Here is a 24,318-nt window from a genome sequence, read left to right on the forward strand (position 1 = left end):
TATGTGTGGGATTGTCGGCGTTCTGGGACAACACGAAGCGGCTCCACTTCTGGTAGAGGCGCTCAAGCGACTGGAATATCGCGGTTATGACAGCGCCGGGATCGCGACCATCAATGACGGCAAGCTCGACCGCCGCCGTGCTGTCGGCAAGCTGGTGAACCTGTCGGACCTGCTGGTGCATGACCCCCTGCCCGGCAAATCCGGCATCGGCCATACCCGCTGGGCAACTCACGGCGAACCCAACACCAAGAACGCCCACCCGCATCAGTCCGGGCCGGTGGCCGTGGTCCACAACGGGATCATCGAGAACTACAAGGAGCTGCGCGCCGAACTGGCCGAGCACCAGATTACACCCCAGACCGACACCGACACGGAAACCGTGGCCCTGCTCACCCATCACTACGTCACGCAGGGCATGACCCATGTCGATGCCGCACGCGCCTGTCTGGCCCGTCTGGACGGGGCCTTTGCCCTGGCCTTTCTCTTTGACGGCGAGGATGACCTGATCGTCGCCGCCCGCAAGGGAAGCCCCTTGGCTATCGGCCATGGTGAGGGCGAAATGTATGTCGGATCGGACGCCATCGCGCTTGCGCCCATGACCGATACGATCACCTATCTCGAAGAGGGCGATTGCGCCGTTCTCACGCGTCAGACGCTTGATATCTTTGATGAAAGCGGTGCCCGCGTGACCCGGGAAAGCCGCACCATCAACACTGATGCCACCCGTGTCGACAAGGCGGGCTACAAGCATTTCATGGCCAAGGAGATCGCGGAACAGCCCACCGTTCTCGCCGATGCCCTGCGCGCCTATCTCGATGGCAACACCATCATTCTGCCAGACAGCCTGCCCGATTTCGCAAAGATCGACCGTTTGACCATGGTGGCCTGCGGCACCGCCTTCTACGCCTGTCTGACCGCGAAATACTGGTTCGAACAGCTCGCGCATCTGCCGGTCGAAGTCGACATCGCCTCTGAATTCCGCTACCGCGAACCGCCGATCACGCCGCGCACCGTGGCGCTTTTCGTGTCCCAATCCGGCGAGACCGCCGATACGCTCGCCGCGCTGCGCTATTGCAAGGGCCGCGCCGACAGCATCATGTCGGTCGTCAATGTCGCCGAAAGCTCCATCGCGCGCGAAAGCGATGTGGCGCTGCCGATCCATGCCGGTGTCGAAGTGGGTGTCGCCTCGACCAAGGCCTTCACCTGCCAGCTCAACACCTTGCTCTTGCTGGCGCTGCATGCGGCGGTCACACGGGGGGTGATGACACAAGACCAACTGGCCGAGAAGCTGGCCCAGCTACGGGCGCTTCCGGGGGTGTTCAACGTGGCGCTGGACCGAGACGCCACGATGGCTGACGCTGCCCACAAGATCGCCGAGGCGCGCGACGTGCTCTTTCTTGGGCGCGGACTGATGTATCCTCTCGCGCTTGAAGGCGCGCTTAAACTTAAGGAAATCAGCTATATACACGCCGAAGCTTATGCATCGGGCGAACTCAAGCATGGCCCCATCGCACTGATCGACAAGACCGTGCCGGTGATCGTCATGGCGCCGCGCGACTCGCTATTCGAAAAGACGGTCTCGAACATGCAGGAGGTCATGGCACGGGGCGGCAAAGTGTGCCTGATCACTGATGCCGCCGGGGCCGAAGCTGCGGGGGCCGATGTCTGGCGCAGCGTCGTCCTTCCTGCCGTCGATCCCGTCCTGTCACCTTTGCTCTATGCTCTGCCTGCCCAGCTGATTGCTTATCACGCCGCCATCGCAAAGGGCACGGATGTGGATCAGCCCCGCAATCTCGCAAAATCCGTGACTGTCGAATGACGCTGGAGGACGCGCTGGAGCAGTTGCGCGGCAAAGCCGAACCCGGGCGCGCCGAAGAGATGGCCGCCTATCACAAGATCGACCGCCCGTATCTCGGCGTCGCCAATCCCGACACCGATGCGCTTGTCCGCGCGTGGCGTCAGACGCTCGACCTCGAAACTCGGCTCGCGCTCGCGGATGGGCTCTGGCGGACCAATATTTTCGAAGCGCGTGTTGCGGCTGCAAAACTGCTGACCCAAGCCCGCATCAAACCATCCGACGCCGAGGCATGGCAGCTGATCCAAAGCTGGGTTCCCGATTTCGACAGCTGGGCCATCGCCGATCACGCCTGCATGGCCGGGCAGCGCCGTCTGATGGCCGACCCGTCGCGGCTCGACACGGTCGAAGGCTGGACGACCAGCGACCACATGTGGACCCGCCGCGCGGCCCTGGTGATCACCCTGCCCTGGACCAAGCAGAACCACCCAAGCCCCGACGAGGAGACCGCTCGCGACCGCATCCTCGGCTGGGCCGCCGGTTACGTGTCAGACCCGGACTGGTTCATCCAGAAAGCGGTGGCGTGGTGGCTGCGCGATCTGTCGAAGCACGATCCCGAACGGACCCGCGCTTTTCTGGCCGACCACGGCAGCATGATGAAGGCGTTTGCCCGGAAAGAAGCGGCGCGGCATTTACCCGCCTGAGAACACCTGAACCTCTGCCAGATCGGTCAGCGGCACCACCAGCAGACGCATGGCAGGAAGCGACAAACGGCTGCCTCCCGATCCGATCGGAATCAGGTCGACCTGCACGGATTCGCCACTGGCCGCGTACAGCACCCGGCCCTGCGCCGGGGCCGATACCAGCGCCGTCTCCAGCCAGAATCCCGGCTTTGACGGGTCTCCCAGCGACACGACGGTGGAGCCAAGCGCGCGTTCGCCCTGCGGCTGGGACGGCGCGACGGCAGCGGCCCGCTCTTCGGCTGTGGTCGTGTCGAACTCATCCACGGTGCTCGCATCCGACGGAGGCCGCCGTACCGCGATTTCGGCGCCTTCGGGACGCGCCTGAGGACGTGTCTGCCCATCGCCGGAGCCAGGCACCGCCAATGGCGGCAGGCCCAAAGCGCCGCAGCCGGCAAGAGCCGTGCAAAGGCTTAGAAGTCCAACCAATTTCCGCATACACGCCTCCGACCTTCGTCTTGTGATTGCCTGCGCCACCATACTTGCCCAGTCCGGACCGAAACGCTAGGCTCCCAAGCATGACACCGCTGATTGACCCTTTCCAGCGCGCGATCACCTATCTGCGCGTCTCCGTCACCGACCGCTGCGATTTCCGCTGCGTCTATTGCATGTCCGAAAACATGACCTTCCTGCCCAAGAAGGAACTTCTGACGCTCGAAGAGCTCGACCGCATGTGTTCGACCTTCATCCGTCTGGGTGTGGAAAAGCTGCGCATCACCGGCGGGGAACCGCTGGTGCGCCGGGACATCATGACATTTTTCCGAGCGATGACCCGCCATCTCGATGCGGGCACGCTGAAGGAACTGACGCTGACGACCAACGGCTCTCAGCTCGACCGGTTCGCGGATGACCTCTATTCTGCTGGCGTGCGCCGCATCAACATCTCGCTCGACACGCTGGACGACAAGAAATTCGCCGACATCACCCGTTGGGGCCGTCTGCCGCAGGTCATCAAGGGGATTGATGCCGCGCAGAAGGCAGGCATGCGGGTCAAGATCAACACTGTGGCGCTCAAGGGCTTCAACGAGGACGAGCTGTTCACCCTGACCGAATGGTGCAAGAGCCGCGACATGGACCTCACCTTCATCGAGGTGATGCCGATGGGCGACATCGGCAACGAAGACCGTCTCGGCCAGTACTGGAAACTCAGCGATCTGCGCGACGAGTTGCGCAAGGAATACACACTGACCGACCTTCCCGAACGCACCGGCGGCCCCGCCCGCTATGTCCGGATCGAGGAAACCGGCCAAAAGATCGGTTTCATTACGCCGCTCACCCATAATTTCTGCGAAAGCTGCAACCGCGTCCGTCTGACCTGCACGGGCGAGCTGTTCATGTGCCTCGGTCAGGAAGACAACGCCGATCTGCGCGCGGCGCTGCGCAACCATCCGCACAGTGACGCACCGCTGGAAGAGGCGATCCGCAACGCGATTTCGCTCAAACCCAAGGGCCACGATTTCGACTATTCGCGGCAGACCGTGGATGGCCGCGTCTCGCGCCATATGAGCCATACCGGCGGCTGATGCGGTGAAAGCGAGGGGCCAGCCCCTCGCGCTCCCCGAGGTATTTTCAGCCCAAAGAAACCACAAACCAGAAAGACCCGCCACGGAAAAACCGTGACGGGTGACGAAGCGATTTGGCGTAAGCCAAAGGCTTCTTCGGGCACGGTCATCGGCGCCTCCGCCTGTACCGTACTGCTCTGATAGTGCGTCGAGGTTAACAATTGGTTTCTTTGGGCTGAAAATACCTCGGGGTTTGGGGCAGAGCCCCAACCGCGTGGCGCGCCAAAGGCGCGACGCGCAAAACCTGCGTGCCGCAGGCATGCACTTTTAATCAAACCCGCGAAATCTGACCCCCGCCGACCGGGGCGCGCACCCCTGTCGTGCCGGGTGCCGAGGTCGGCAAACCGCGCATCACGCGCACCGCGAGATAGGCAAAGGCCTGCGCCTCCAGCATGTCGCCATCGAGCCCAACCGCCTCGACCGGCGCGACCGGGCAATCCAGAGCCGAGGCCAGCATCGCCATCATCACCGGATTGTGCCGTCCGCCGCCGGTCACCAAAAGACGCTCGGGCGGCAGAGGACAATGCTCCATCCCTTGCATCACGGCAGCCGCCGCCATCGCGGTCATCGTGGCCGCCGCATCGGCGTCGCCAAGCTCGCGCACAAGATCAAGCATCAGGGAAAAATCATTCCGGTCCAGAGACTTCGGCGGCATCTTGCGGAAGTACCCTTCCTCGAGGAACAGCTCCAGCGCACCGTCCACGACCTGCCCCTGTGCCGCCAGCGCGCCCCCCTTGTCATAGGCGAGGCCGCGCCGTTCCATCATCAGGTCATTGATAGGCGCATTGGCGGGACCGGTGTCGAAGGCAAGCAGCGCGCCCTCTGCTTCGGGCACGGATGGCGTGGGATCAACCCAGGTCAGGTTACCCACACCGCCCAGGTTGAGGAAGGCCAAGGGCGCGTCCGCCCCGATCCATTTCGCGCAGGCCCAGTGAAAAAAGGGGGCAAGCGGCGCGCCTTCGCCGCCCAGTTCCACGTCGTTCGACCGGAAATCCCAGACAACCGTCCGCCCCAGCGCCTGCGCCAAGGCCGCGCCATCGCCCAGTTGGTGCGTGCCGCGCCCTTTCGGGTCATGCGCCAGTGTCTGACCGTGAAACCCGACCACATCCGCCTCGAACCCGCTCAAGGCCTCGATATGCGCCTGCAAGACAACAGCCGTCGCGCTGTCCAGATCATCCCCCGGCCATTTGCCAAGCGCCGCGCGCAGCATCGCCTGCTCGGCCTCGGTATAGGCGCGGTAGCCCGACGCGCCGAACTCGGAAATCGTCACCCCATCCGTCCGCACCAGCGCCGCATCGACCCCGTCCAGAGACGTGCCCGACATCGCGCCCAAAGCCCAGATCGGTTCTGCCAACTTGCCCTTCACCTTTTGCCCTGCCCTGCGTATAGCTGCCCGCATCATTCTATAACGAGGCAACCCCATGACCTACCATCCCAAATCGGACTTCATGCGCGTCATGATGGAGCGTGGCTTTCTGGCCGACTGCACCGATTATCAGGGCCTTGACGAGGCGCTGATCAACGGGGTGGTGCCGACCTATATCGGCTATGACGCAACGGCAAAGTCGTTGCATGTGGGGCATCTGCTCAACATCATGATGCTGCGCTGGTTGCAGAAGACCGGGCACAAGCCGATCACGCTGATGGGCGGCGGCACCACCAAGGTGGGCGATCCCAGCTTCCGCGCGGACGAGCGCCCGCTGCTGACGCCGGAACAGATCGACGACAATATTGAGGGCATGAAGCAGGTCTTCGCCAAGTACCTGGACTATGGCGACGGGCCGACGGACGCGATCATGCTCAACAATGCCGAATGGCTGGACGGGCTGAACTATCTCGAATTCCTGCGGGACATCGGGCGGCATTTCAGCGTGAACCGGATGCTGTCGTTCGAGAGCGTGAAGTCGCGGCTGGATCGCGAACAATCTCTGTCCTTCCTCGAATTCAACTACATGATCCTGCAGGCCTACGACTTCCTCGAACTGAACCGCCGCTATGGCTGTCTTCTGCAGATGGGCGGTTCGGACCAGTGGGGCAATATCGTCAACGGGATCGACCTGACCCGCCGCGTGCTGGATCACGAGATCTACGGCCTCACCTCGCCGTTGCTGACCACCAGCGATGGCAAGAAGATGGGCAAAAGCCAGGGTGGCGCGATGTGGCTCAATGCCGACATGCTGAGCCCCTACGAGTTCTGGCAGTTCTGGCGCAACACCACCGACGCCGACGTGGGCCGGTTCCTCAAGCTCTATACCGAGCTGCCGGTCGAGGAATGTGACCGTCTGGGTGCGCTTGCGGGGTCCGAGATCAACGACGCCAAGATCATCCTCGCCAACGAAGTGACGAGCCTGTGCCACGGGGCTGACGCGGCGGCTGCGGCCGAGGCAACCGCGCGGGAAGTGTTCGAAAAGGGCGGCATCGGGGACGATCTTCCCACCGTGGCGCTCACCTCCGAGGAAATCGGCGACGGCATTTCGATCGTGCAACTGATCGTGCGCTCGGGCCTTGCCAAAACCGGCAAGGAAGCCAAACGCCTGATCGCGGAAAACGGGGCCAAGATCGACGATGCCCCGCTCACCGATGCGGGTCTGATGATCGATGCCAGCGCACTGGCCAACCCGATCAAGCTCAGCGCGGGCAAGAAGCGGCACGCGCTGGTCAAACTCGGCTGAGTCCAGACCGGCGTCCTGCGCGCCGGTCTAATTCCCCAACATCCACTGCCCGTCCGGCCAGAAGGCGTGGTATGCGAAGGCGAACATCACGTCATGGGGCAGGTCGCGGCCCTGCCCGTCGCGCACCCGGATCGACCCAACATCGCGCCCCGCACCGATGCGCGCGGTGTCGAGGGCCGAGGCCTGCCCCGCCCGCCACGAGATGACCACACCCGCCTCGCGCAGCTCGCCCTCGCGGGCAAGACGCTCCATAGGCCAGGCCCGGTCGCCCACCCGCACCACGCGCGCCAAGGCGTCGATGCCGTGCGGCGGCAATTCGCCGGAATAGAGAAACGGCCGCCCGGAGCTGTCGTATCCCTCATAGGGATTGCGACCGTAATCGCGGTTGTAGCCCGGTTCGGCCATCACAAGCCCATCGGGATGCCGCGCCACAAACTCGGCCCAGCTTTCCATCCAGCTTGGCAGGGTCTTCAACTCGGCCCCGGTCAGATCACCGACAATGGCCTCGCCAATCGCCTGCTGCCACCAGCTCTGGGTCTCTCGGTCATACATGATCATGTCCGAATGGCGCAGCTTGCCCGACACGCCGAAGGACAGAACCCGGCCCTGCACCCGCCGGTCAAAGGTCAGCGCGGAATTGCACAGCGGACAGAAGGTCACCGCCACGGGCACGCCGCCCACAACGTCATTCACGATCTCATGCCAGGTGAGATAGCGGATCGGATAGGCCCGCGCCTGTCCGCCCATCTCCAAAGCGATGACCGGCTCGGTCGGGTCGATCCCGGTCTTGCCCGAGGCACGCACGAAAGACGGGTTGTCCAGTGCAGGAATCCCATCCTTGGGCGGCCCGCCAGACAGGATTTCCACCCAGTTGGTCACAGAGGTGGTTTCGAAATTCGTGTCCGGCCATTCGTGGCGCCAGAACTCGGGGCTGGCCACAGCGGATGTCGCCAAACTCATTGACAGAAACAACGACAGAAACCAGCGACGCATCACAACCCTCCCCGAGCCTTGAGTACCGTGGCGGAAAGAGATCATTCTGCACAGCCCATCACACGCAACCGTGACGAGGCGCGATCTTCTGCTTCTTCTTTTAACAAATATGCAAATACGCCTTTGCAGATTTGCAAACCCACCTGTCAGAGGCGTGACTTTGCAAACTGCGCCAATCGCCGGTGCCGCCACATGGCGGCAGCAGCAAAGCCTGCGCGTGGCCCCGCAGGGCCACGCACACTCAAATCATTCGGTGACCGTGACCGTGCTCATCACATCCGGACGGCCCATGACTTCGCCGTTGCGGCCTTCACCGCGCTTGATCGTGTCGACCACATCCATGCCTTCGGTCACGGTGCCGACCACCGTGTACTGACCGTTCAGGAAATAGCCTTCCTGAAACATGATGAAGAACTGCGAATTGGCCGAGTTCGGGTTCTGCGACCGCGCCATACCCACGACACCACGGTCAAACGGCAGGTCCGAAAACTCGGCCGGCAGATCCGGGCGACTGGAGCCGCCACGACCGGCCATCCGCATGTCGCCCCCGTCGATCTTGCCGAATTCGACATCGCCGGTCTGAGCCATGAAGCCGTCAATCACCCGGTGAAAGACAACGCCGTCATAGGCGCCCTCTTCCGCCAGAGCGGTGATCTGCGCGACGTGCTGCGGGGCCACGTCCTCGAAGAGGTCGATCACAACAGTGCCATTGGCCTCGCCTTCGATATTGATCTGAAGGCCGGTTGCCAGCGCCGGTGACGCCAGCAGGGAAAAGGCAATCGCCAGCTTACGCATCTGCGGCCACCTTTACGGAGATCATCCGGTCGGGGTTTGCAGGCGGCTCACCTCGGGTGATGGCGTCCACATGCTCCATGCCGGAAATCACGCGGCCATAGACCGTGTACTGACCGTTCAGGAAATGGTTGTCCTTGAAGTTGATGAAGAACTGCGAATTGGCCGAATTCGGGTTCTGCGACCGCGCCGCGCCCAGCGTGCCCCGGTCATGCGGCAGCTTGGAGAATTCCGCCGGCAGGTCCGGCAGGTCCGACCCACCTGTGCCCGCGCGGCGCAGGTTGAAGCCGTCTTCCATGTCACCGTGTTCCACATCGCCGGTCTGCGCCATGAATCCGTCGATCACCCGGTGAAAACACACGTTGTCATACTGACCCGACCGCGCCAGCTCTTTCATGCGCTCGGCATGTTTGGGGGCCACATCGGGCAGCAGTTCGATGGTGACGGTGCCGTCCTTCAATTCGATCAGGATGGTGTTTTCGGGGTCTTTGATCTCGGCCATGCCGTGCTCCTTCAGATGACAAGTTGCGGCAAGACTTAAAGCGCGGGTTTGGGATTGCCAAGGACCGCATTGACCTCGGGCGCTCACAACGCCATCACGGGGGCACAGTGATCAGGAGGGGCAGATGGCCTGGAAAACGCTCGACGACATGGACCTTGCTGGCAAGCGCGTGCTGACACGGGTCGACATCAATGTGCCGCTGGAAAATGGCGTGGTGACGGATGCCACCCGGATCACACGGATCGTGCCCACCATCACCGACATCCTGTCGAAGGGCGGCACGCCCATCCTGCTCGCACATTTCGGCCGCCCCAAGGGCAAGCCGAACCCGGAGATGAGCCTGCGTCTTGTGCAGCCTGCGCTGGAAGAGGCGTTGGGGCGCAGCGTGACGTTCATGGAGCAACCCTCGCGCGACCAGATCGACGCCCTGTCCGCCGATGCGGTGGTGCTCGTGGAAAACACCCGCTTCACCCCGATGGAAGAGGCGAACGATCCCAAGATGGCGGAATTCCTCGCCTCGCTTGGTGACGTCTTTTGCAACGATGCTTTCTCGGCCGCGCACCGCGCCCATGCGTCAACCACCGGCGTGGCGCATCTTCTGCCGTCCTGTGCCGGTCGTCTGATGGAAGCGGAACTCCGCGCGCTCGAGGCAGCACTCAGCAACCCGGAACGCCCTGTCGTTGCCGTGGTTGGCGGCGCAAAAGTGTCGACCAAGCTCGACCTTCTGTCGAACCTGATCGAAAAGGTGGACATCCTCGTGATCGGCGGCGGCATGGCCAACACCTTCCTTGCGGCACAGGGCGTGGATGTGGGCAAGTCGCTCTGCGAACACGATCTGGCCGACACAGCCCGCGCCATCGCCGAAAAGGCCACCACCACGGGCTGCGAACTGCTCTTGCCGCGTGACGTGGTTGTGGCGCGCGAGTTCAAGGCGGGGGCCGAGGCTCAGACGGTCAAGACCGAAGACTGCCCGGCGGATGCGATGATCCTCGACGCGGGCCCCGACAGCGTGGCGCATATCTGCCAGGCCTTCGACCGCGCAAAAACGCTGATCTGGAACGGCCCGCTGGGCGCGTTCGAGATCCCGCCCTTCGACGCGGCCACCAATGCCGCAGCCGCTTACGCGGCGGGTCTCAGCCGGGCGGGCAAGCTGATCTCGGTTGCAGGCGGCGGCGATACGGTGGCGGCGCTCAACAAGGCGGATGCGTCGGAAAGCTTTACCTACATCTCGACCGCGGGCGGTGCCTTCCTTGAATGGATGGAAGGCAAGACCCTGCCGGGTGTCGCCGCTCTGGGCTGATCCGCGCCGGAGGGCGAGTCCGGAAAGCAACAGCTGCGCGGCTTCCTGCGGATATTTGTGGAAAAAAGATAGCAGGGGATTTTCACAGGAAATCCCCTGTGCAATTGTCGATGCACGCGCCCGGAAAGAGGCGTGATCTGAGGCAGATGATGACGCAACACCGCACACGACCGGCCCTGGGTGGGCTTGTGTATTTCGCAGGCTCTTTCTGTGTGGGCGCCTATTTCATTTTTGCAGCCGTGCAGGGCGATTACGGCGTGTTCCGTCGCGCTGAAATCGAGGTCGAAACCCGGACGCTCGAAGCCGAGCTTGCCGAACTTCAGATCGAACTGGCGCGCATGGAGAACCTGACGCGCCGTCTGTCGGACACCTATCTTGATCTTGATCTGCTGGACGAGCGCGCCCGCGACATGCTTGGCCTGATCCGCACCGACGAAATCGTCGTTCGCTAAGTTCAGGGGTGCCCTGCCCGCACCATGCGGGTCAGAGCCGTCTTACATGAACGCCGCGAGAATGCCGAGGAACGGCAGGAACATCATCAGATCCGTGACGCCGCCGGCATCGTCATCATTCGCCGCATCGTCATCTTCCGCAGCCTGTGCCTCTTCGAATTCCAAAGCGATCCGCTCCTCCTCGCCGGCGGTAGCCGCAACGGTCGGGAAGTTGATGGCCTCCGGGGCGGCAGCCGCTTCGGTGGGCGCCGACACATCGGAAAAATCGTCGATCATCGGATCAGGCAGGTCTTCGGGCGATTCCTCGGAAATCACGTCCTGAAAGTCTTGCGACGGTGTGAAGCCGAACATCCGGACCTGCATGATCTCGCCCTGATCCATCTGGACCGACAGGTTCGTGCCCTCCATCAGAAGTGCCGGATCGATCTGTTCGACCACGGCATCCGAGCTGTTCGCGCCGATCGGGGAGCCATCTGCAACGCCAAGGATGGAGATTTCCACCCGTCCTGCATCGCTCACCAGTGCCGAGAAATCGACTTCCGTGTCTGCACCCTCTTCGCCGGTCGCGGCGATATAGAACAATAGCTCGTCCGGTTCCCAGAACCCATGCAGCGAAATCCCGTCTTCCTGTACTTCCGTGTCCGCACCAGCTTCGGGGGTAAGGTCGATGGCCACTTTGCCCGGCATCGCCTCCTGCATCATATTGAACATCGCGCCACCGGGTGTGAGCGTCGCCGTACCATCATCGACGCTGAGCGTGTTCGGTGTGTTCTGGATCAGCGGCCAGACATGCGCCTGCTCGACATCGTAGCGCAGGAACTCTTCCATGATGTTGATCATTTCATGCGACTGGAACAGTCCAAAATCGGTCGACCGGTCCAGACTGTCCGAGTTGCCTGCCGTGTTCCATTCGGTGACGGCAATCTGCGCATCGGGGATCTGTTCGCCCCATGTCTCGTCGGTGCTGTTGAGGAAGAACGTGCGCTGGCTTTCGTTTACCTGGCCGCGCGAATAGACATGCACCGCGACCTGATCGACCGCGCTGCGTTCAGCTTCGGTGTCGAACTCGGACAGGATCATCTCGTTGGCGACATGGGTCCAGTTGATCTCGCCCGAACTGTAGATGCTGTCCGCACCCAGGTTGAGGTCATAGGTGGCGTTCAGGTCAGCCAGGATATCCGCGCTGGACATGTCCGCGCCATAGTCGTCGGACAGGCGGGCAAAATCGAAATTTGTCCCGGATTGCACGATGATTTCGGCATCCGAACCCTGCAGGCTGAGTTCATCATTGACGATGACGGCCATCTCGCTTGCAAGGCGGCCGTATTCGACAGAGGACATCTGCCCGCTGCCCCAGTATTCATTGCCAAGTTCGAACGCTTCGATATCGGCATCTCCGTGCACGCCGGTCACGACATCGCGGACAAAGCCGCGCAGCGCCGCTTCGTCGATGGCGGCGAAGCGATCACCATTGGCATCCGCAGTCTCGGACAAGAGATTGCGGGTCGGAATCACGATCGTGACCGACAGCCCCTCGTCCGACGCATAGTCCAGCGCCTCGTTCAGCGGGATGAACTCGCGCAATTCTCCGGTGTCCCGGTCGGACACGATGCTGGCATTGGGGTTGGTGATGTCGAAATAGCGTTCGGTCAACGACCCGCCCGGATAGCGGAAGGAGCCGACACCCAATTCTTCGATCAGGCGATCATAGTCGCCCCCCTGTTCAAGGCTCGAGCGCGTGGCAAGCACGTTCGCACCGAACAAGCCCTGAGAGGCTTCTGATCCCATAAAACCGTAGGCAGCGATTTCAGGCATAAATGCGACATCCAAATGAGCTGTAAGCACAATTCAGCCTTATTCTCGCCCCAATGTCTTTAGTTTTCATTTCGGCTGCCTCATTTTGGCCGTGATTGTGCGACTGCGATGAACAGTGCGTATGGGTTGTGTGCAATTGTCTTGCCAAATATCCGCCACGATTCCGAAAAGCTGCGAATCGGTCGTCAAACCGTCGAGGCGACGCCAAGATCGCCTCTTGCCTTCCGCAGACCGTTGATCGTAGGCTTCCGGAAAAAGTTTAACGCTAAACTTCTTGCAGGGAGGCGCCCATGGCGGCACGCAAACCATCGGCCAAGGCCACGAGCCTGCCGAATGTCTCGGCAGAGGAACTCACGGCCTATTACCGCGACATGCTGCTGATCCGCCGGTTCGAGGAAAAGGCCGGCCAGTTGTACGGCATGGGCCTGATCGGCGGGTTCTGTCACCTCTATATCGGGCAGGAAGCCGTGGTCGTCGGGCTGGAAGCGGCGGCCAGCGAAGGCGACAAGCGCATCACCTCCTACCGCGATCACGGTCACATGCTGGCCTGCGGCATGGACCCGAACGGCGTCATGGCCGAACTGACGGGCCGCGAGGGCGGCTATTCCAAGGGCAAGGGCGGCTCCATGCACATGTTCTCGAAAGAGAAACATTTCTACGGCGGCCATGGCATCGTCGGCGCGCAGGTTCCCTTGGGCGCGGGTCTGGCTTTCGCGGACAAGTACAAGGGCACCGACCGCGTGACCTTCACCTATTTCGGCGATGGCGCAGCCAACCAGGGCCAGGTCTACGAGACGTTCAACATGGCCGCGCTCTGGCAGTTGCCGGTGATTTTTGTCATCGAGAACAACCAATACGCCATGGGCACCGCACAGCGCCGGTCAACCTCGACCCCTGATCTGCACACCCGAGGCGCCGCCTTCGGCATCCCCGGCGAAGCCGTCGACGGGATGGACGTGCTGGCGGTCAAGGCGGCAGGCGACAAGGCGGTCAAACACTGCCGATCCGGCAAAGGTCCCTACATCCTAGAGGTCAAGACCTACCGCTATCGCGGCCATTCCATGTCGGACCCCGCCAAGTACCGCACCCGCGAAGAGGTGCAGAAAATGCGCGAGGAACGCGACGCCATCGAACATGTGCGCGAGATGCTGCTGCAGGGCGGCCACGCGACCGAAGACGACCTCAAGGCCATCGACAAAGAGATCAAGGCCATTGTCAACGCCAGCGCCGATTTCGCCCGCGAAAGCCCGGAACCGAGCCTCGATGAACTGTGGACGGACATCTACGCAGAGGAGGCCGTGTGATGGCGGACGTCACCAACGAACTCATCCTCGAACATCTCAAATCGATTCAGGACAAACTTGGCAAACTGGATCGCGGCCAACGCGACATCCAAAGCGAATTGCGGTCCCACAAGTCCATGCTCGGAACCATCATCTCGGACGACGCGCTGCAGGATGGACGGATTGCGGAAATCTACGACCGCCTCGAACGGATCGAAGCGCGACTTGAATTGAGGGATCAATAATGGCGACCGAAGTTCTCATGCCCGCCCTCTCGCCCACCATGGAAGAAGGCACGCTGGCCAAGTGGCTGGTCAAGGAAGGCGACACCGTTTCGGCAGGTGACATCATGGCCGAGATCGAGACCGACAAGGCGACGATGGAATTCGAAGCCGTGGACGAAGGCATTGTCGGCAAGATCCTGATCCCCGAAGGCACCGAAGGCGTGAGGGTCAACACCCCCATCGCGGTGCTTGTCGAAGCGGGCGAAAGCGTCGAGGACGCAGCGCCTACAGCTCCGGCACAGGCACTTGCCCCGGCCGACAAAGCGCAAAGCTCCGAAGACCAGCCCGCCGCCGGCATGTCGCATCCCGAGCCGGTCAAGATGGTGGCCAAGGCCGAAGCGCAGTGGCCCGAGGGCACCAAGACCAAGCAGACCACTGTCCGCGAAGCACTCCGCGACGCCATGGCCGAAGAAATGCGCCGCGACGAGGACGTGTTCCTCATGGGTGAAGAGGTCGGTGAATACCAAGGGGCATACAAGATCAGCCAAGGGCTTCTGGACGAATTCGGCGCACGCCGGGTGATGGACACGCCGATCACCGAACACGGCTTTGCCGGCATCGCCGTCGGTGCCGCCTTTGGCGGGCTGCGCCCGATCGTCGAGTTCATGACGTTCAACTTCGCCATGCAAGCGATTGATCAGATTATCAATTCCGCCGCCAAGACGCTCTACATGTCCGGTGGCCAGATGGGGGCCCCAATGGTCTTCCGCGGCCCGAACGGGGCTGCCGCCCGCGTGGGAGCCCAACACTCGCAGGACTACGCCGCTTGGTACGCGCACATTCCCGGCCTCAAGGTGGTGATGCCCTATTCGGCATCCGATGCCAAAGGCCTTCTGAAAACCGCGATCCGCGACCCGAACCCGGTGATCTTCCTCGAAAACGAAATCCTTTATGGCAAAAGTTTCGAGGTCCCCGAGATCGAGGATTACACCGTCCCCTTCGGCAAGGCCCGCATCTGGCGAGAAGGCTCGGATGTGACCATCGTGAGCTTCGGCATCGGCATGACTTACGCGCTGGAAGCTGCTGAAAAGCTTGCCGAAGACGGCATCGAGGCCGAGGTGATCGACCTGCGCACCCTGCGCCCCATCGACTATGACACGGTGATCGCAAGCGTGCAGAAAACCAACCGCTGCATCACGGTCGAAGAAGGCTTTCCCGTCGGGGCCATCGGCAACCACCTGTCCGCCGTCATCATGGAACGCGCGTTTGATTATCTCGACGCGCCGGTGCTGAACCTGACCGGCAAGGACGTGCCCATGCCCTATGCCGCAAACCTCGAAAAACACGCGCTGGTGACCACGGCCGAAGTGATCGAAGCGGCGAAAAAGGTCTGCTACCGATGAGTGGTGACCTGACCGTCCGAACCCGCGACGTCGCCCGCGAGGCCTATCACGTGGTTACACCCGAAGGCGCGGCTTTGGTTCCGGAATGCTTGATGGACAGATTCCCGAACGAGGCCCGCCCCTCGCATCAATCGGCCTATGAATGGATCGGCGCACACAAGCGCCAGATCACCAAGGCCGTCGCCGCGCTAAAAGCCGGGAAAACGCCCAAAGACCCCTACGACCTCATCACCCTGATCGAGGAGACCTGACATGCCAATCGAAATCCTCATGCCCGCCCTGTCGCCCACGATGGAGGACGGCACGCTGGCGAAATGGCTGGTCAAGGAAGGCGACACGGTGTCCTCGGGCGACGTGATCGCCGAGATCGAGACCGACAAGGCGACAATGGAATTTGAAGCCGTGGACGAAGGTGTGATCGGCAAGATCCTCGTGGCCGAAGGTACTGCGGACGTGAAGGTCAACACCCCCATCGCGATGCTGCTCGAAGACGGCGAAAGCGCCGACCATCTGGGCGCAGCCCCTGAGACCGCCCCGCAAACGGCCCCACCCAAACCCGCCGAAGCCGCCGCCGCCTCCACCCCCACTGCCGCGCCCCCCGCGCCGGCCAAAAGCGGTGACCGTATCTTCGCCTCGCCCCTCGCGCGCCGCATCGCCTCCGAAAAGGGCCTCGACCTGAGCCAGATCACCGGCTCCGGCCCACGCGGACGCATCGTCAAAGCCGACGTCGAGGGTGCCACCGCACAACCCGCCGCCGCCCCGGCCCCAGCCGCAGCCCCTGCCGCATCTGCTCCGGCTGCCAAACCGGTCGACGCCAGCGCGATTGCGAAGATGTACGAAGGCCGCGCCTATACCGAGCTGCCGCTCGACGGCATGCGCAAGACCATCGCCGCACGACTGACCGAGGCCAAACAGACCATCCCGCATTTCTACCTGCGCCGGTCCGTCACCCTCGATCCGCTGATGGCCTTCCGCGCCCAACTCAACGCCCAGCTCGAAAAGCGCGGCGTCAAACTCAGCGTCAACGATTTCATCATCAAGGCCTGCGCGCTGGCCCTGCAACAGGTGCCCGCAGCCAATGCCGTCTGGGCCGGTGACCGCATCCTGCAATTGGAGCCATCGGATGTGGCCGTGGCCGTCGCCATCGAAGGCGGTCTCTTCACGCCCGTCCTGAAAGACGCACACCAGAAATCCCTGTCCGCCCTCTCTGCCGAGATGAAGGATCTGGCCACCCGCGCCCGCGACCGCAAGCTGGCCCCGCACGAATACCAGGGCGGCAGCTTTGCCATCTCGAACCTCGGCATGTTCGGAATTGAAAACTTCGACGCCGTCATCAACCCACCCCATGGCGCAATCCTTGCGGTTGGGGCAGGTCTGAAAAAACCGGTGGTTGGCGAAGACGGCACCGTCAAAGTCGCAACGGTCATGTCCATGACGCTGTCAGTGGATCACCGCGTGATCGACGGCGCTCTTGGCGCGGAACTCCTGCAAGCCATTGTCGACAATCTGGAAAACCCGATGGCCATGCTGGCCTGACCCGGTCTTCACTGGTTCAAAAATACTTCGGGGGAGTCGCCCAAGGGGCGACGGGGGCAGCGCCCCCCTGTTTCCGCCACCGGAAACAGGCGATGCGTCACCGCATCGCCAACCAACATTACGCGCCGGAGCGCAAAATCTGATCCATGCTGATCGCAGGCTGCGAACACCCGGCCTCACCCACGATCCGCGCGGGCACACCCGCCACGGTCTTGCAGGGCGGCACCTCTTCCAGCACCACCGATCCCGCCGCCACGCGCGAGCAATTGCCCACCTTGATATTGCCCAGCACCTTGGCCCCGGCCCCGATCAGCACACCATCGCCGATCTTCGGATGACGGTCTTCCTCTTCCTTGCCGGTGCCGCCCAGCGTCACGGAATGCAGCATCGACACGTTGTCGCCGACAACTGCCGTTTCCCCGATCACGATGGAATGGGCGTGGTCGATCATGATCCCCTGCCCGATCTTCGCCGCCGGGTGGATGTCGACGCCAAACGCCTCGGAACAGCGCATCTGGACAAAATAGGCCAGATCCGTCCGCCCTTGCCGCCAGAGCCAGTTGCCCACGCGGTAACACTGGATCGCCTGAAATCCCTTGAAATACAGCAGCGGCTGCAGGAACCGATGGCAGGCCGGATCGCGCTCGTAGACCGCCACGATGTCTGCGCGGGCCGCCATCGCAAGGCTCGGATCCGAGGCAAAGGCCTCGTCACAGATCTCGCGCAGGATCTGCTCGGTCATCTCTCCATTCGCCAGTTTGAGCGAAATCCGGTAGCTCAGCGCCCGCTCGAGGCTGGGATGGTGCAGCACCGAATAGTGAATCATGCCGCCTAGCAGCGGTTCCTTGGCCACCGCCTCGTCCGCTTCCTTGACGATACGGGCCCAAACCGGGTCCACTGCCGCGAGTTTTGCGCGTGTTTCAGCCATGCGATCTCTCCTTTGACCTGCAGAGTGTAGCAGATAGGATCAAAGATCAAAAACGCAAAGCTGTTATGACAGCGTTCACGGGATGGAATGACCGCACGGCCCGCCGCAGGCACATATCCGGTCCTGATCAGACCTCCGGGCAGCCCGCGCCGCAAGAGCCTCGAGAACGGCAATCCACGCCGCCAGCCCGCAGGGGCACTGAAACGACACCGGTCCTCTGCGCCCGTGACGCAACGCCGCTGTCACAAGGCTACCATCCCCGAAAACCGGATGTGCGGCACCCTGCGCCTGCCGGTACGCGTCGGCCAGATCAGCCTCACGGATCAATGCCGTGGCCACAGTTGCCCGGCACTCCGGCGGGTGTCCTGCCACCACCGAAACGGCGGCCAGGACATCGTTGTAGATCACCGGTCTCACAGGCTGATCCCGACCCGTGCGCCCGGACCCGGCCCAAACCGGTCCGAAAGCTGGGCGACCTCGATCTCGACCGGGCCCGCAACCCCGTCGGCCAACTGCATCCCGCGCGTATAAGTCCAATTCGGTGCCCCAAGCTCGACCTGCCGCAGCACCGTCCCACCGGACAGAACCCGCAAACCATAGGCTTCACGATCTTCTCCCAACGGAATCTCCGGCAGATCCCAGCCATCCGCAGCGATCCGCCCCCGGCGCACCCACGACACCGTCACGTCTTCGCCGACACGCTGTGCCCTGAGATGTACAGGCCGCAAGGGCCGCAACCCGATCCCGGCAAAGGCATGAACCGCGTGCCGATACGCGGCATGATCATAGGCCTTGTCCGCCGGCCCGATCCGGTAATGCCGCACCAACCCGCGCTGCGATCCCGCCACCGCAATCTGGCGCGGGGTGCCGTCGAGCAGCACGAAATACGCACCACTCGGCAGGACATCCGGCATCGCAGCATCCGACCCGAACTGCCCCCGCAGCAGACCCGACAGCCGCCAGACACCGGGTGCCGCCAAATCCGCCGTCCGGAACTGGACCAGCTCCCATGCGGCCGGATCACCGGTCCCGAGCGCCGCAAGGTTCGCCCCCGCCAACAGCCCCGCGTCGCTGACCGAGGACAGACTGCCCGAGGTCAACGCCACCTCGATTGCGGTGGCATGGTCGATCAGTCCGGACGGCGCACGTGGCACGGGCGTCAAGGTGACACCGACGGTCGACGCCACTCCGACAAGCCCGTTCAGCGCATAGCCCGCATCCTGGGCCGCATCATAGACCGCCACATCCCCCGGCCACGGCTCCGCCGTCACCGCCAGATGCGGCGCATGGGGCACCTCATCGCCGGTGATCAGCGGAAGATCAAGGAACAGCGGCAGGACCGGCCCAGAGCTCACATACCGCCGGGATGGCGTCGGATCATCCGGGAAATCCGCCGGATGATACACCTCGGGCGCGATCCGCACCGCATCAATCAACTGATGGGTCGTCTGCTCCACCCGGTCGATGCGCACGGTCATGTCGCCCGCCTCGGCCGGCAGCCTCAGCACATCCCCTGCGCCCAGCGCATGTTGTGACAACGGCAGGGCAAAGCGCACCGCATCGCGCGACACCCGTGCCTCGCTCAGCCAGCGTTCCACCGCCTGCCGCCCTTCAGGTCGCGTCAGCAGAAGCGGCACCTCGCTTTCGGCCACAGCATGTGTCCCTTCGTCAGGCAGCACCGATTCCTCCGCGATGTTGCGGTAATCCCCATCCGCCTCGACAAAGTTCAACCGAACGCGCCCCGACATTTCCGCCTCGGAGCTCCGGCTCTGCACCACTTCGGACCCAAGATCGCCATGCGCGGCAAGCTGGTTGACCCCAAGGGACACCGCCCGCGCCCCATCGCGATTGCGGAACACCACCACACCGTCCCGCTCGATCGCATCGAACCCGTAGGCCAGCATAAGCGGCTGCAACACCCGCCGCGCATCCGATACATCCGGTGCAAGATAGCCGCGCACAAAACCGTATAATGCGCTCACGTCATAGTCCCGCAACCCGGAGCGTTCGCAAATCTCGGCCACAACCGACGCCAATGTCCGCCCCGACACACGCCCGTTGATCCAATGCCCGCGTCGGTAATTCGGCCCGTCCGACCACATCTCGTCGGTGTTCGGAAACCACGGATAGGGCCGCGCGTCCCAGGCCCAGACAAACACCCGCCCCATGTCGATCATCGGCTCGGAATAGACACCCGACACCGGATTGTTCGCCGGATCGCCCCAATAGCTCAGCATTGCGCGCAGATACTGGTGCTGGATCAACTCATCCCGCAGCCCGTTCGAATAGGCGGGCAACGTGCTTTCCGAACTTTTCGGGTCGAGAAACTTGTTCGGCTCATTCGTTGCCTTGTTGACCGCTGCACAGCCGATCTCGGTGAACCAGATCGGCTTGCTTTCCGGCACCCACGCCGTCGGCACAGCCTGCCGCACGCCGCCCACCCGGTTGTGATGCGGCTGCGACCACCAGGCGCGGATGTCCTTGTAACGCCAGACCCACGGCTCGCCATAAGCCCCATCGGTGATCGGCGCGCGCTGCTGCAGGTCCCGTGCCTCCTGCGACGGGTAGTACCAATCATACCCCTCCCCCCCGGCCACATTGGCCTTGAGGTAGTCAAGATCATGCACCGCCCCCCAGGCGGCATCCGCGTGATCCTCGCCATCCCGCCAATCCGAGAGCGGCATGTAATTGTCGATCCCGATGAAATCGATATTCGGATCGGCCCAAAGCGGATCGAGATGGAAATAGAGATCCCCGCTGCCATCCTGCGGATGTGCGCCGAAATATTCCGACCAATCCGCCGCGTAGCCGATCTTCACCCCCGGCCCGAGGATCGCCCGGCAGTCTGCCGCCAGCACCCGCAACGCCTCGACCGCAGGAAATCCCGTCGCCCCGCGCAACTGCGTCAGGCTCCGCATCTCGGACCCGATACAGAACGCGGTCACACCGCCTGCAACGGCACAGAGATGCGCCTGATGCAGGATGAACCGCCGATAGCCCCAATCCTGCGGCACCTCTTCCTCAGGGTCGTCGCCGGGCATCAGACCACCCGGCGCATAAAAGATGACATCCTCATCAACGACAAAATCGCCAAGCTGAGCACCGCCAAAGAACGCCGCCACCTCGGCGTCCATCGCACTGGTTCCTGTCAGGTCCCCCACCTGCCCCGGCGCCACACTTGCCGTAATCCGCCCGCGCCACGGCAGCTTGGGCTGCTCTCCCTCCCCGGTCCACGGGTTCGGCAAACCGTTCCCCGGCATCTGCTCCATCAGGATGAACGGATAATAGAGCACCTGCAGCCCCTTGGCGGTCATGTCCCGGATCGCCTGAACGACTGACGCATCGCACGGCGTGCCGCCATAGACCGGACGCCCGTCCTCGACAGGCACCAGCCCGGCATCGGCGCGCGCCAGCCCACTCACCTGCCAGGGCATCTCCGCACTGTCCGCCTCGGTCTGCTCGACCTTTGGCTGGATCACGCACGCGCCGCAGCGCAGGTCACTGCCGAACCAGCTCACCACCAGCGACACCGCCCCGCAATCCGGCACCTCGTCCTGCAAATGCTTGAGCGATGTGACGAAATCCGGCCGATCAGACGGGCTGTTCACATTGACCACATTGGACTTGCCCGCGCCCGCATCCAGCGACACGGCCTCGGTGGCCAGCGAATACTCCCCCGTTCCGGGGATCATCGCCACCGCCCGGATCGCAAAAGGAACGTCCTCCGGATCGTCCTGCACGGGCCGCGTCACCTCGAACGAGAACTGAGGCACCCGGTTGCCGAACCGGCTCAGGTCCAGATCCTCGAACACGACATAGGCCGTGCCTCGATAGGCCGGCACAGCCCCCACGCCCTCGACCGCCTCCATCTTCGGGTCCGGCAACTGGTCACGCGACCCCGGATAGACCACCATGTTCAGATCAGGCACCGACACCTCGGCCCCATCCGCCCAGACGCGGTTCACGCTGGTGATCTCGCCCTCGCACAAGGCCACGGCAAGGCTCACCGAATAGCTGTATTCCTTGATCGTCGGCTGCGCGGACAGCCCCTTGCCACCCCCGGATTTCGACACGTGTTCCTTGAACTGCGTCGCCCAGATGATGTGCCCGCCCACCCGCATCCGGCCAAAGATCTGCGGGATCGGCTGTCCCTCGCCCGCCGTGCTCAGCCGCAACCGGTCCAGCCGCCCGGTCTCAATGCTCCGCGCACCTCCCCCCAGCACCCGCTGGTCGATGGCCCGTCCCAGGGTGGCCCCGGCGAACCGGCCCACCGCCGACATCGACAGCCCAAGCACCGACCCGCCAAGGCTGCTGCCCAGCGCAGCGCCCGCCGCCGAAAGTACCAGTGTCGCCATCGTCTATCCTTCCTGAATGTCGGGGAACGCAAACCGCGCCACGATGCGCCGCTGCCAGGGCGCGCTCAGCGCCGTTTCCACCACCGCATGCCCCGAATAGGCATGGAGGAACCGCGCCTCGGCCCCGATCCGTGTCTGAAGCCCCAGATGTTTCGCCACACCACGGTCCCGCATCCGGAACAAGATCACATCGCCGGGTGCTTCATCCTCAATCGCTTTGCCGCGCAGCAACCGCGAAAGCCCCCGCCACAGCACCTCATCCCCCTGCGGCTCCGACCAGTCGGGCGTGTAGGCAGGCAGAGCACAGGGCTCACACCCATAAAGCCCCCGCCAAACGCCCCGCAGCAGGCCCAGACAATCCGTGCCAGCCCCGCGCACACTCGCCTGATGCACATAAGGCGTCCCGATCCAGCGCCGCGCCTCGGCGACGACAGCCTCGCTCCTCACCGCAAGCTCCCGCCACCGCGTGACCGCGTTGCTGTTGGATGGATCATCACCCACTCCTCCTGCGGAATGTCCGGAAAGCCCTGAAAGTTGATCACATTGTCGAACTTCACCCGACAGGTCTCGAACCGCTTGTCGCAGCCCGCGATCAGTTTGACCCGATCTCCAACGGCGACAGCCGCCCGCAAAGGCTCCCACAGATCGACCTCGCGCGCGCCGTCCTCGTAAAGCACATCACGCTTGATCACCGCCCAAAGCCCTGCAGCCGCGCCGTCCAGCACTGTCAACCGACCCCGCTGAAACCACTGCGCCGCAGACCCGCTTGCCCCGGACAGAGCCAATCCGCCCTTGGACGTCACGGACCGGATAACCGCCTCAGCCCAAAACCCCGCCGTCTCGGTATCCAACCCACAGGCCGCATCCCCCAGCACCGCCAGACACGGCGCCTGGTACACCCGCCCCACAGGCCGGTTGAGCCACTCCGTCAGCCCCCGCAATTCCGCCGTGAACGCACCACCGCTCCGTGTGATCTCACCCAGCGATCCGCGAAACAGCACCTTGCGAGCCGACACTTCCGCCCAGTTGACCAGCCACGCCGTCACTTCGGCCCCGTCAAAACGCCCTGCCGCGATGTCCACCTCGGTCACACTGGCATCCGACAGCGCGCCAATCGCCTCGCTGTTGTCCACCGACAGCCCTGTGCCCTGCTGCACCGCCGCCGCGCTCATGCCGGTGTCGGCGCGGAACATCAGACCGTCGAAGCTCAGGTCCAGATCATGATCCGTGAACCCGAACCGCCGCCCATCCCTGCGCCGCACCTCCCAGGCCCGCGCAACCGTGGTGACACCCGTCCCCAGATGCACCGCAAGCGCCTCCGCCCCGCTCATACCCGCAGCTCCACCACCGGCACGTCCGGCACCTCACCCGCCTGGAATGTCGCAGCCGAGGTCTGGATACGATCCGTGTCGAACCGCACCGGAACGTCGAACTCGAACCCGGCCGTCACCAAGACACCCGTCGAGGGCGCAGCTACAAACGACACAACCCCTGTCACCACATCGACCGAGAAATCCGCCCCCTCGACCTGCGCCGCCCCGTCCAACGCCACCAGCACCGTCCCGACGACAGGCTTCGCCACCGGTCGCGCGTAAACCGCATCTCCCGACGCATATGCCTTGCGCAAAGCAAACTCGGTCGCCACGCCATCCCCGGTCCCGATCACCTGATCCGTAGCCGAGACCTGCGCCGATGGCTTGCACGATTTGAAGTCCGCCCAGTCCTTCCAGCGAAACCCGTACATCTGCCCGCGCCGTGCTTCGAAGAACGCGATCAGCGTGTCGATGTCGTCCATCGACCGCAGCCCGATCCCCGCGTCGTACCGCCTCCACGAGTGCGCCCACGGCGTGTTCCGCTCCTCGAACCCACTCGCCAGCGTCACCACATCCGTCCGCCGCTCCGGCCCCCCGATCGAGCCAAAGCTCAGCGCCGTCGGAAACCGCACCTCATGAAACTGCATCGCAAG

The 24,318-nt window shown here is 63.3% G+C and carries 23 protein-coding genes; 11 read left to right on the top strand and 12 right to left on the bottom strand.

Translation table 11 applies throughout. The features are described 5' to 3' along the window. Position 1: 1 nt before the first annotated feature. Positions 2–1,819: a glutamine--fructose-6-phosphate transaminase (isomerizing) gene (gene glmS / locus MRY75_RS14960; protein ID WP_292308802.1), complete on the top strand. Its 1,818-nt coding sequence runs from the start codon at positions 2–4 to the stop codon at positions 1,817–1,819. Next, positions 1,816–2,499, top strand: coding sequence for a DNA alkylation repair protein (locus tag MRY75_RS14965; RefSeq protein WP_292308803.1), 684 nt, complete (start codon positions 1,816–1,818; stop codon positions 2,497–2,499). Before glmS ends, MRY75_RS14965 begins: the two co-directional genes overlap by 4 nt. On the opposite strand, the gene MRY75_RS14970 is transcribed toward MRY75_RS14965, so the two are convergent. Next, on the bottom strand, positions 2,488–2,973 hold the full coding sequence (locus tag MRY75_RS14970; protein WP_292308804.1) for a hypothetical protein: 486 nt from the start codon (positions 2,971–2,973) through the stop codon (positions 2,488–2,490). The genes MRY75_RS14965 and MRY75_RS14970 overlap by 12 nt on opposite strands. Before the next feature lie 80 nt (positions 2,974–3,053). Between MRY75_RS14970 and moaA the strand changes: the two genes are divergently transcribed. Then, the gene (moaA, locus tag MRY75_RS14975; RefSeq protein WP_292308805.1) at positions 3,054–4,058 is read left to right on the top strand and encodes a GTP 3',8-cyclase MoaA; all 1,005 of its coding nucleotides are present in this window, start codon (positions 3,054–3,056) and stop codon (positions 4,056–4,058) included. A gap of 310 nt (positions 4,059–4,368) precedes the next feature. On the opposite strand, the gene MRY75_RS14980 is transcribed toward moaA, so the two are convergent. Beyond that, positions 4,369–5,496, bottom strand: coding sequence for an anhydro-N-acetylmuramic acid kinase (locus tag MRY75_RS14980; protein ID WP_292308806.1), 1,128 nt, complete (start codon positions 5,494–5,496; stop codon positions 4,369–4,371). Between the two features lie 22 nt (positions 5,497–5,518). Between MRY75_RS14980 and tyrS the strand changes: the two genes are divergently transcribed. Further along, a complete protein-coding gene (tyrS, locus tag MRY75_RS14985) occupies positions 5,519–6,769 on the top strand; it encodes a tyrosine--tRNA ligase (protein ID WP_292308807.1) in 1,251 nt (416 codons plus the stop codon). Positions 6,770–6,796: 27 nt separating this feature from the next. On the opposite strand, the gene MRY75_RS14990 is transcribed toward tyrS, so the two are convergent. From MRY75_RS14990 to MRY75_RS15000, 3 genes are all read right to left on the bottom strand, one after another. Further along, positions 6,797–7,762, bottom strand: coding sequence for a DUF3179 domain-containing protein (locus MRY75_RS14990; RefSeq protein ID WP_292308808.1), 966 nt, complete (start codon positions 7,760–7,762; stop codon positions 6,797–6,799). Between the two features lie 246 nt (positions 7,763–8,008). Beyond that, positions 8,009–8,557: a peptidylprolyl isomerase gene (locus tag MRY75_RS14995; protein WP_292308809.1), complete on the bottom strand. Its 549-nt coding sequence runs from the start codon at positions 8,555–8,557 to the stop codon at positions 8,009–8,011. Beyond that, positions 8,550–9,056, bottom strand: coding sequence for a peptidylprolyl isomerase (locus MRY75_RS15000; protein WP_292308810.1), 507 nt, complete (start codon positions 9,054–9,056; stop codon positions 8,550–8,552). The genes MRY75_RS14995 and MRY75_RS15000 overlap by 8 nt, the downstream gene beginning before the upstream one ends. A gap of 124 nt (positions 9,057–9,180) precedes the next feature. On the opposite strand from MRY75_RS15000, the gene MRY75_RS15005 reads away from it, so the two are divergent. Together MRY75_RS15005 and MRY75_RS15010 are read left to right on the top strand one after the other, a co-directional pair. Beyond that, positions 9,181–10,356 (top strand): phosphoglycerate kinase, encoded by a 1,176-nt coding sequence (locus tag MRY75_RS15005; protein ID WP_292308811.1) that lies wholly within the window; start codon positions 9,181–9,183, stop codon positions 10,354–10,356. A gap of 149 nt (positions 10,357–10,505) precedes the next feature. Continuing rightward, on the top strand, positions 10,506–10,808 hold the full coding sequence (locus MRY75_RS15010; protein WP_292308812.1) for a septum formation initiator family protein: 303 nt from the start codon (positions 10,506–10,508) through the stop codon (positions 10,806–10,808). Positions 10,809–10,850: 42 nt separating this feature from the next. Here MRY75_RS15010 and MRY75_RS15015 read toward each other — a convergent pair whose 3' ends face one another. After that, entirely contained in the window at positions 10,851–12,596 is a 1,746-nt protein-coding gene (locus MRY75_RS15015) for a type I secretion protein (protein ID WP_292308813.1), read from the bottom strand. A gap of 317 nt (positions 12,597–12,913) precedes the next feature. Between MRY75_RS15015 and pdhA the strand changes: the two genes are divergently transcribed. The 5 genes from pdhA to MRY75_RS15040 are packed head-to-tail and all read left to right on the top strand — an operon-like array spanning position 12,914 to position 17,069. Continuing rightward, positions 12,914–13,927 (top strand): pyruvate dehydrogenase (acetyl-transferring) E1 component subunit alpha, encoded by a 1,014-nt coding sequence (gene pdhA / locus MRY75_RS15020; RefSeq protein ID WP_292308814.1) that lies wholly within the window; start codon positions 12,914–12,916, stop codon positions 13,925–13,927. After that, entirely contained in the window at positions 13,927–14,151 is a 225-nt protein-coding gene (locus MRY75_RS15025; protein ID WP_292308815.1) for a hypothetical protein, read from the top strand. The genes pdhA and MRY75_RS15025 overlap by 1 nt, the downstream gene beginning before the upstream one ends. After that, positions 14,151–15,533, top strand: coding sequence for a pyruvate dehydrogenase complex E1 component subunit beta (locus tag MRY75_RS15030; RefSeq protein ID WP_292308816.1), 1,383 nt, complete (start codon positions 14,151–14,153; stop codon positions 15,531–15,533). Before MRY75_RS15025 ends, MRY75_RS15030 begins: the two co-directional genes overlap by 1 nt. Then, positions 15,530–15,784, top strand: coding sequence for a hypothetical protein (locus tag MRY75_RS15035; RefSeq protein ID WP_292308817.1), 255 nt, complete (start codon positions 15,530–15,532; stop codon positions 15,782–15,784). Before MRY75_RS15030 ends, MRY75_RS15035 begins: the two co-directional genes overlap by 4 nt. 1 nt (position 15,785) lies before the next feature. Then, positions 15,786–17,069, top strand: coding sequence for a pyruvate dehydrogenase complex dihydrolipoamide acetyltransferase (locus tag MRY75_RS15040; protein ID WP_292308818.1), 1,284 nt, complete (start codon positions 15,786–15,788; stop codon positions 17,067–17,069). 118 nt (positions 17,070–17,187) lie between these two features. On the opposite strand, the gene cysE is transcribed toward MRY75_RS15040, so the two are convergent. The 6 genes from cysE to MRY75_RS15070 all read right to left on the bottom strand — a co-directional run bounded on the left by cysE (position 17,188) and on the right by MRY75_RS15070 (position 24,312). Then, positions 17,188–17,997 (bottom strand): serine O-acetyltransferase, encoded by an 810-nt coding sequence (gene cysE, locus MRY75_RS15045; protein WP_292308819.1) that lies wholly within the window; start codon positions 17,995–17,997, stop codon positions 17,188–17,190. A 75-nt stretch (positions 17,998–18,072) separates the two neighbouring features. Then, positions 18,073–18,414, bottom strand: coding sequence for a hypothetical protein (locus tag MRY75_RS15050; RefSeq protein ID WP_292308820.1), 342 nt, complete (start codon positions 18,412–18,414; stop codon positions 18,073–18,075). Then, the gene (locus tag MRY75_RS15055) at positions 18,411–22,352 is read right to left on the bottom strand and encodes a glycoside hydrolase/phage tail family protein (protein WP_292308821.1); all 3,942 of its coding nucleotides are present in this window, start codon (positions 22,350–22,352) and stop codon (positions 18,411–18,413) included. Before MRY75_RS15055 ends, MRY75_RS15050 begins: the two co-directional genes overlap by 4 nt. Before the next feature lie 3 nt (positions 22,353–22,355). Continuing rightward, complete coding sequence (locus tag MRY75_RS15060; protein WP_292308822.1) at positions 22,356–22,799, bottom strand: NlpC/P60 family protein; 444 nt, start codon at positions 22,797–22,799, stop codon at positions 22,356–22,358. Beyond that, the gene (locus tag MRY75_RS15065) at positions 22,796–23,683 is read right to left on the bottom strand and encodes a DUF2163 domain-containing protein (protein ID WP_292308823.1); all 888 of its coding nucleotides are present in this window, start codon (positions 23,681–23,683) and stop codon (positions 22,796–22,798) included. The genes MRY75_RS15060 and MRY75_RS15065 overlap by 4 nt, the downstream gene beginning before the upstream one ends. Beyond that, positions 23,680–24,312, bottom strand: coding sequence for a DUF2460 domain-containing protein (locus MRY75_RS15070; protein WP_292308824.1), 633 nt, complete (start codon positions 24,310–24,312; stop codon positions 23,680–23,682). The genes MRY75_RS15065 and MRY75_RS15070 overlap by 4 nt, the downstream gene beginning before the upstream one ends. Positions 24,313–24,318 lie beyond the last annotated feature (6 nt).

The organism is Marivita sp. (assembly GCF_022763305.1).
Classification (GTDB): domain Bacteria; phylum Pseudomonadota; class Alphaproteobacteria; order Rhodobacterales; family Rhodobacteraceae; genus Marivita.

What these genes read in the sequence shown, in the direction of transcription:
- MRY75_RS15010 (WP_292308812.1), top strand. Translation starts at nt 10,506, where the DNA reads ATGACGCAACACCGCACACGACCGGCCCTGGGTGGGCTTGTGTATTTC.
- MRY75_RS14970 (WP_292308804.1), bottom strand. Translation starts at nt 2,973, where the DNA reads ATGCGGAAATTGGTTGGACTTCTAAGCCTTTGCACGGCTCTTGCCGGC.
- MRY75_RS14995 (WP_292308809.1), bottom strand. Translation starts at nt 8,557, where the DNA reads ATGCGTAAGCTGGCGATTGCCTTTTCCCTGCTGGCGTCACCGGCGCTG.
- MRY75_RS15070 (WP_292308824.1), bottom strand. Translation starts at nt 24,312, where the DNA reads ATGCAGTTTCATGAGGTGCGGTTTCCGACGGCGCTGAGCTTTGGCTCG.
- MRY75_RS14980 (WP_292308806.1), bottom strand. Translation starts at nt 5,496, where the DNA reads ATGCGGGCAGCTATACGCAGGGCAGGGCAAAAGGTGAAGGGCAAGTTG.
- MRY75_RS15065 (WP_292308823.1), bottom strand. Translation starts at nt 23,683, where the DNA reads ATGAGCGGGGCGGAGGCGCTTGCGGTGCATCTGGGGACGGGTGTCACC.
- tyrS (WP_292308807.1), top strand. Translation starts at nt 5,519, where the DNA reads ATGACCTACCATCCCAAATCGGACTTCATGCGCGTCATGATGGAGCGT.
- glmS (WP_292308802.1), top strand. Translation starts at nt 2, where the DNA reads ATGTGTGGGATTGTCGGCGTTCTGGGACAACACGAAGCGGCTCCACTT.
- MRY75_RS15035 (WP_292308817.1), top strand. Translation starts at nt 15,530, where the DNA reads ATGAGTGGTGACCTGACCGTCCGAACCCGCGACGTCGCCCGCGAGGCC.
- MRY75_RS15040 (WP_292308818.1), top strand. Translation starts at nt 15,786, where the DNA reads ATGCCAATCGAAATCCTCATGCCCGCCCTGTCGCCCACGATGGAGGAC.
- cysE (WP_292308819.1), bottom strand. Translation starts at nt 17,997, where the DNA reads ATGGCTGAAACACGCGCAAAACTCGCGGCAGTGGACCCGGTTTGGGCC.
- MRY75_RS15000 (WP_292308810.1), bottom strand. Translation starts at nt 9,056, where the DNA reads ATGGCCGAGATCAAAGACCCCGAAAACACCATCCTGATCGAATTGAAG.
- pdhA (WP_292308814.1), top strand. Translation starts at nt 12,914, where the DNA reads ATGGCGGCACGCAAACCATCGGCCAAGGCCACGAGCCTGCCGAATGTC.
- MRY75_RS15015 (WP_292308813.1), bottom strand. Translation starts at nt 12,596, where the DNA reads ATGGGATCAGAAGCCTCTCAGGGCTTGTTCGGTGCGAACGTGCTTGCC.
- MRY75_RS15005 (WP_292308811.1), top strand. Translation starts at nt 9,181, where the DNA reads ATGGCCTGGAAAACGCTCGACGACATGGACCTTGCTGGCAAGCGCGTG.
- MRY75_RS15055 (WP_292308821.1), bottom strand. Translation starts at nt 22,352, where the DNA reads ATGGCGACACTGGTACTTTCGGCGGCGGGCGCTGCGCTGGGCAGCAGC.
- moaA (WP_292308805.1), top strand. Translation starts at nt 3,054, where the DNA reads ATGACACCGCTGATTGACCCTTTCCAGCGCGCGATCACCTATCTGCGC.
- MRY75_RS15025 (WP_292308815.1), top strand. Translation starts at nt 13,927, where the DNA reads ATGGCGGACGTCACCAACGAACTCATCCTCGAACATCTCAAATCGATT.
- MRY75_RS14990 (WP_292308808.1), bottom strand. Translation starts at nt 7,762, where the DNA reads ATGCGTCGCTGGTTTCTGTCGTTGTTTCTGTCAATGAGTTTGGCGACA.
- MRY75_RS14965 (WP_292308803.1), top strand. Translation starts at nt 1,816, where the DNA reads ATGACGCTGGAGGACGCGCTGGAGCAGTTGCGCGGCAAAGCCGAACCC.
- MRY75_RS15030 (WP_292308816.1), top strand. Translation starts at nt 14,151, where the DNA reads ATGGCGACCGAAGTTCTCATGCCCGCCCTCTCGCCCACCATGGAAGAA.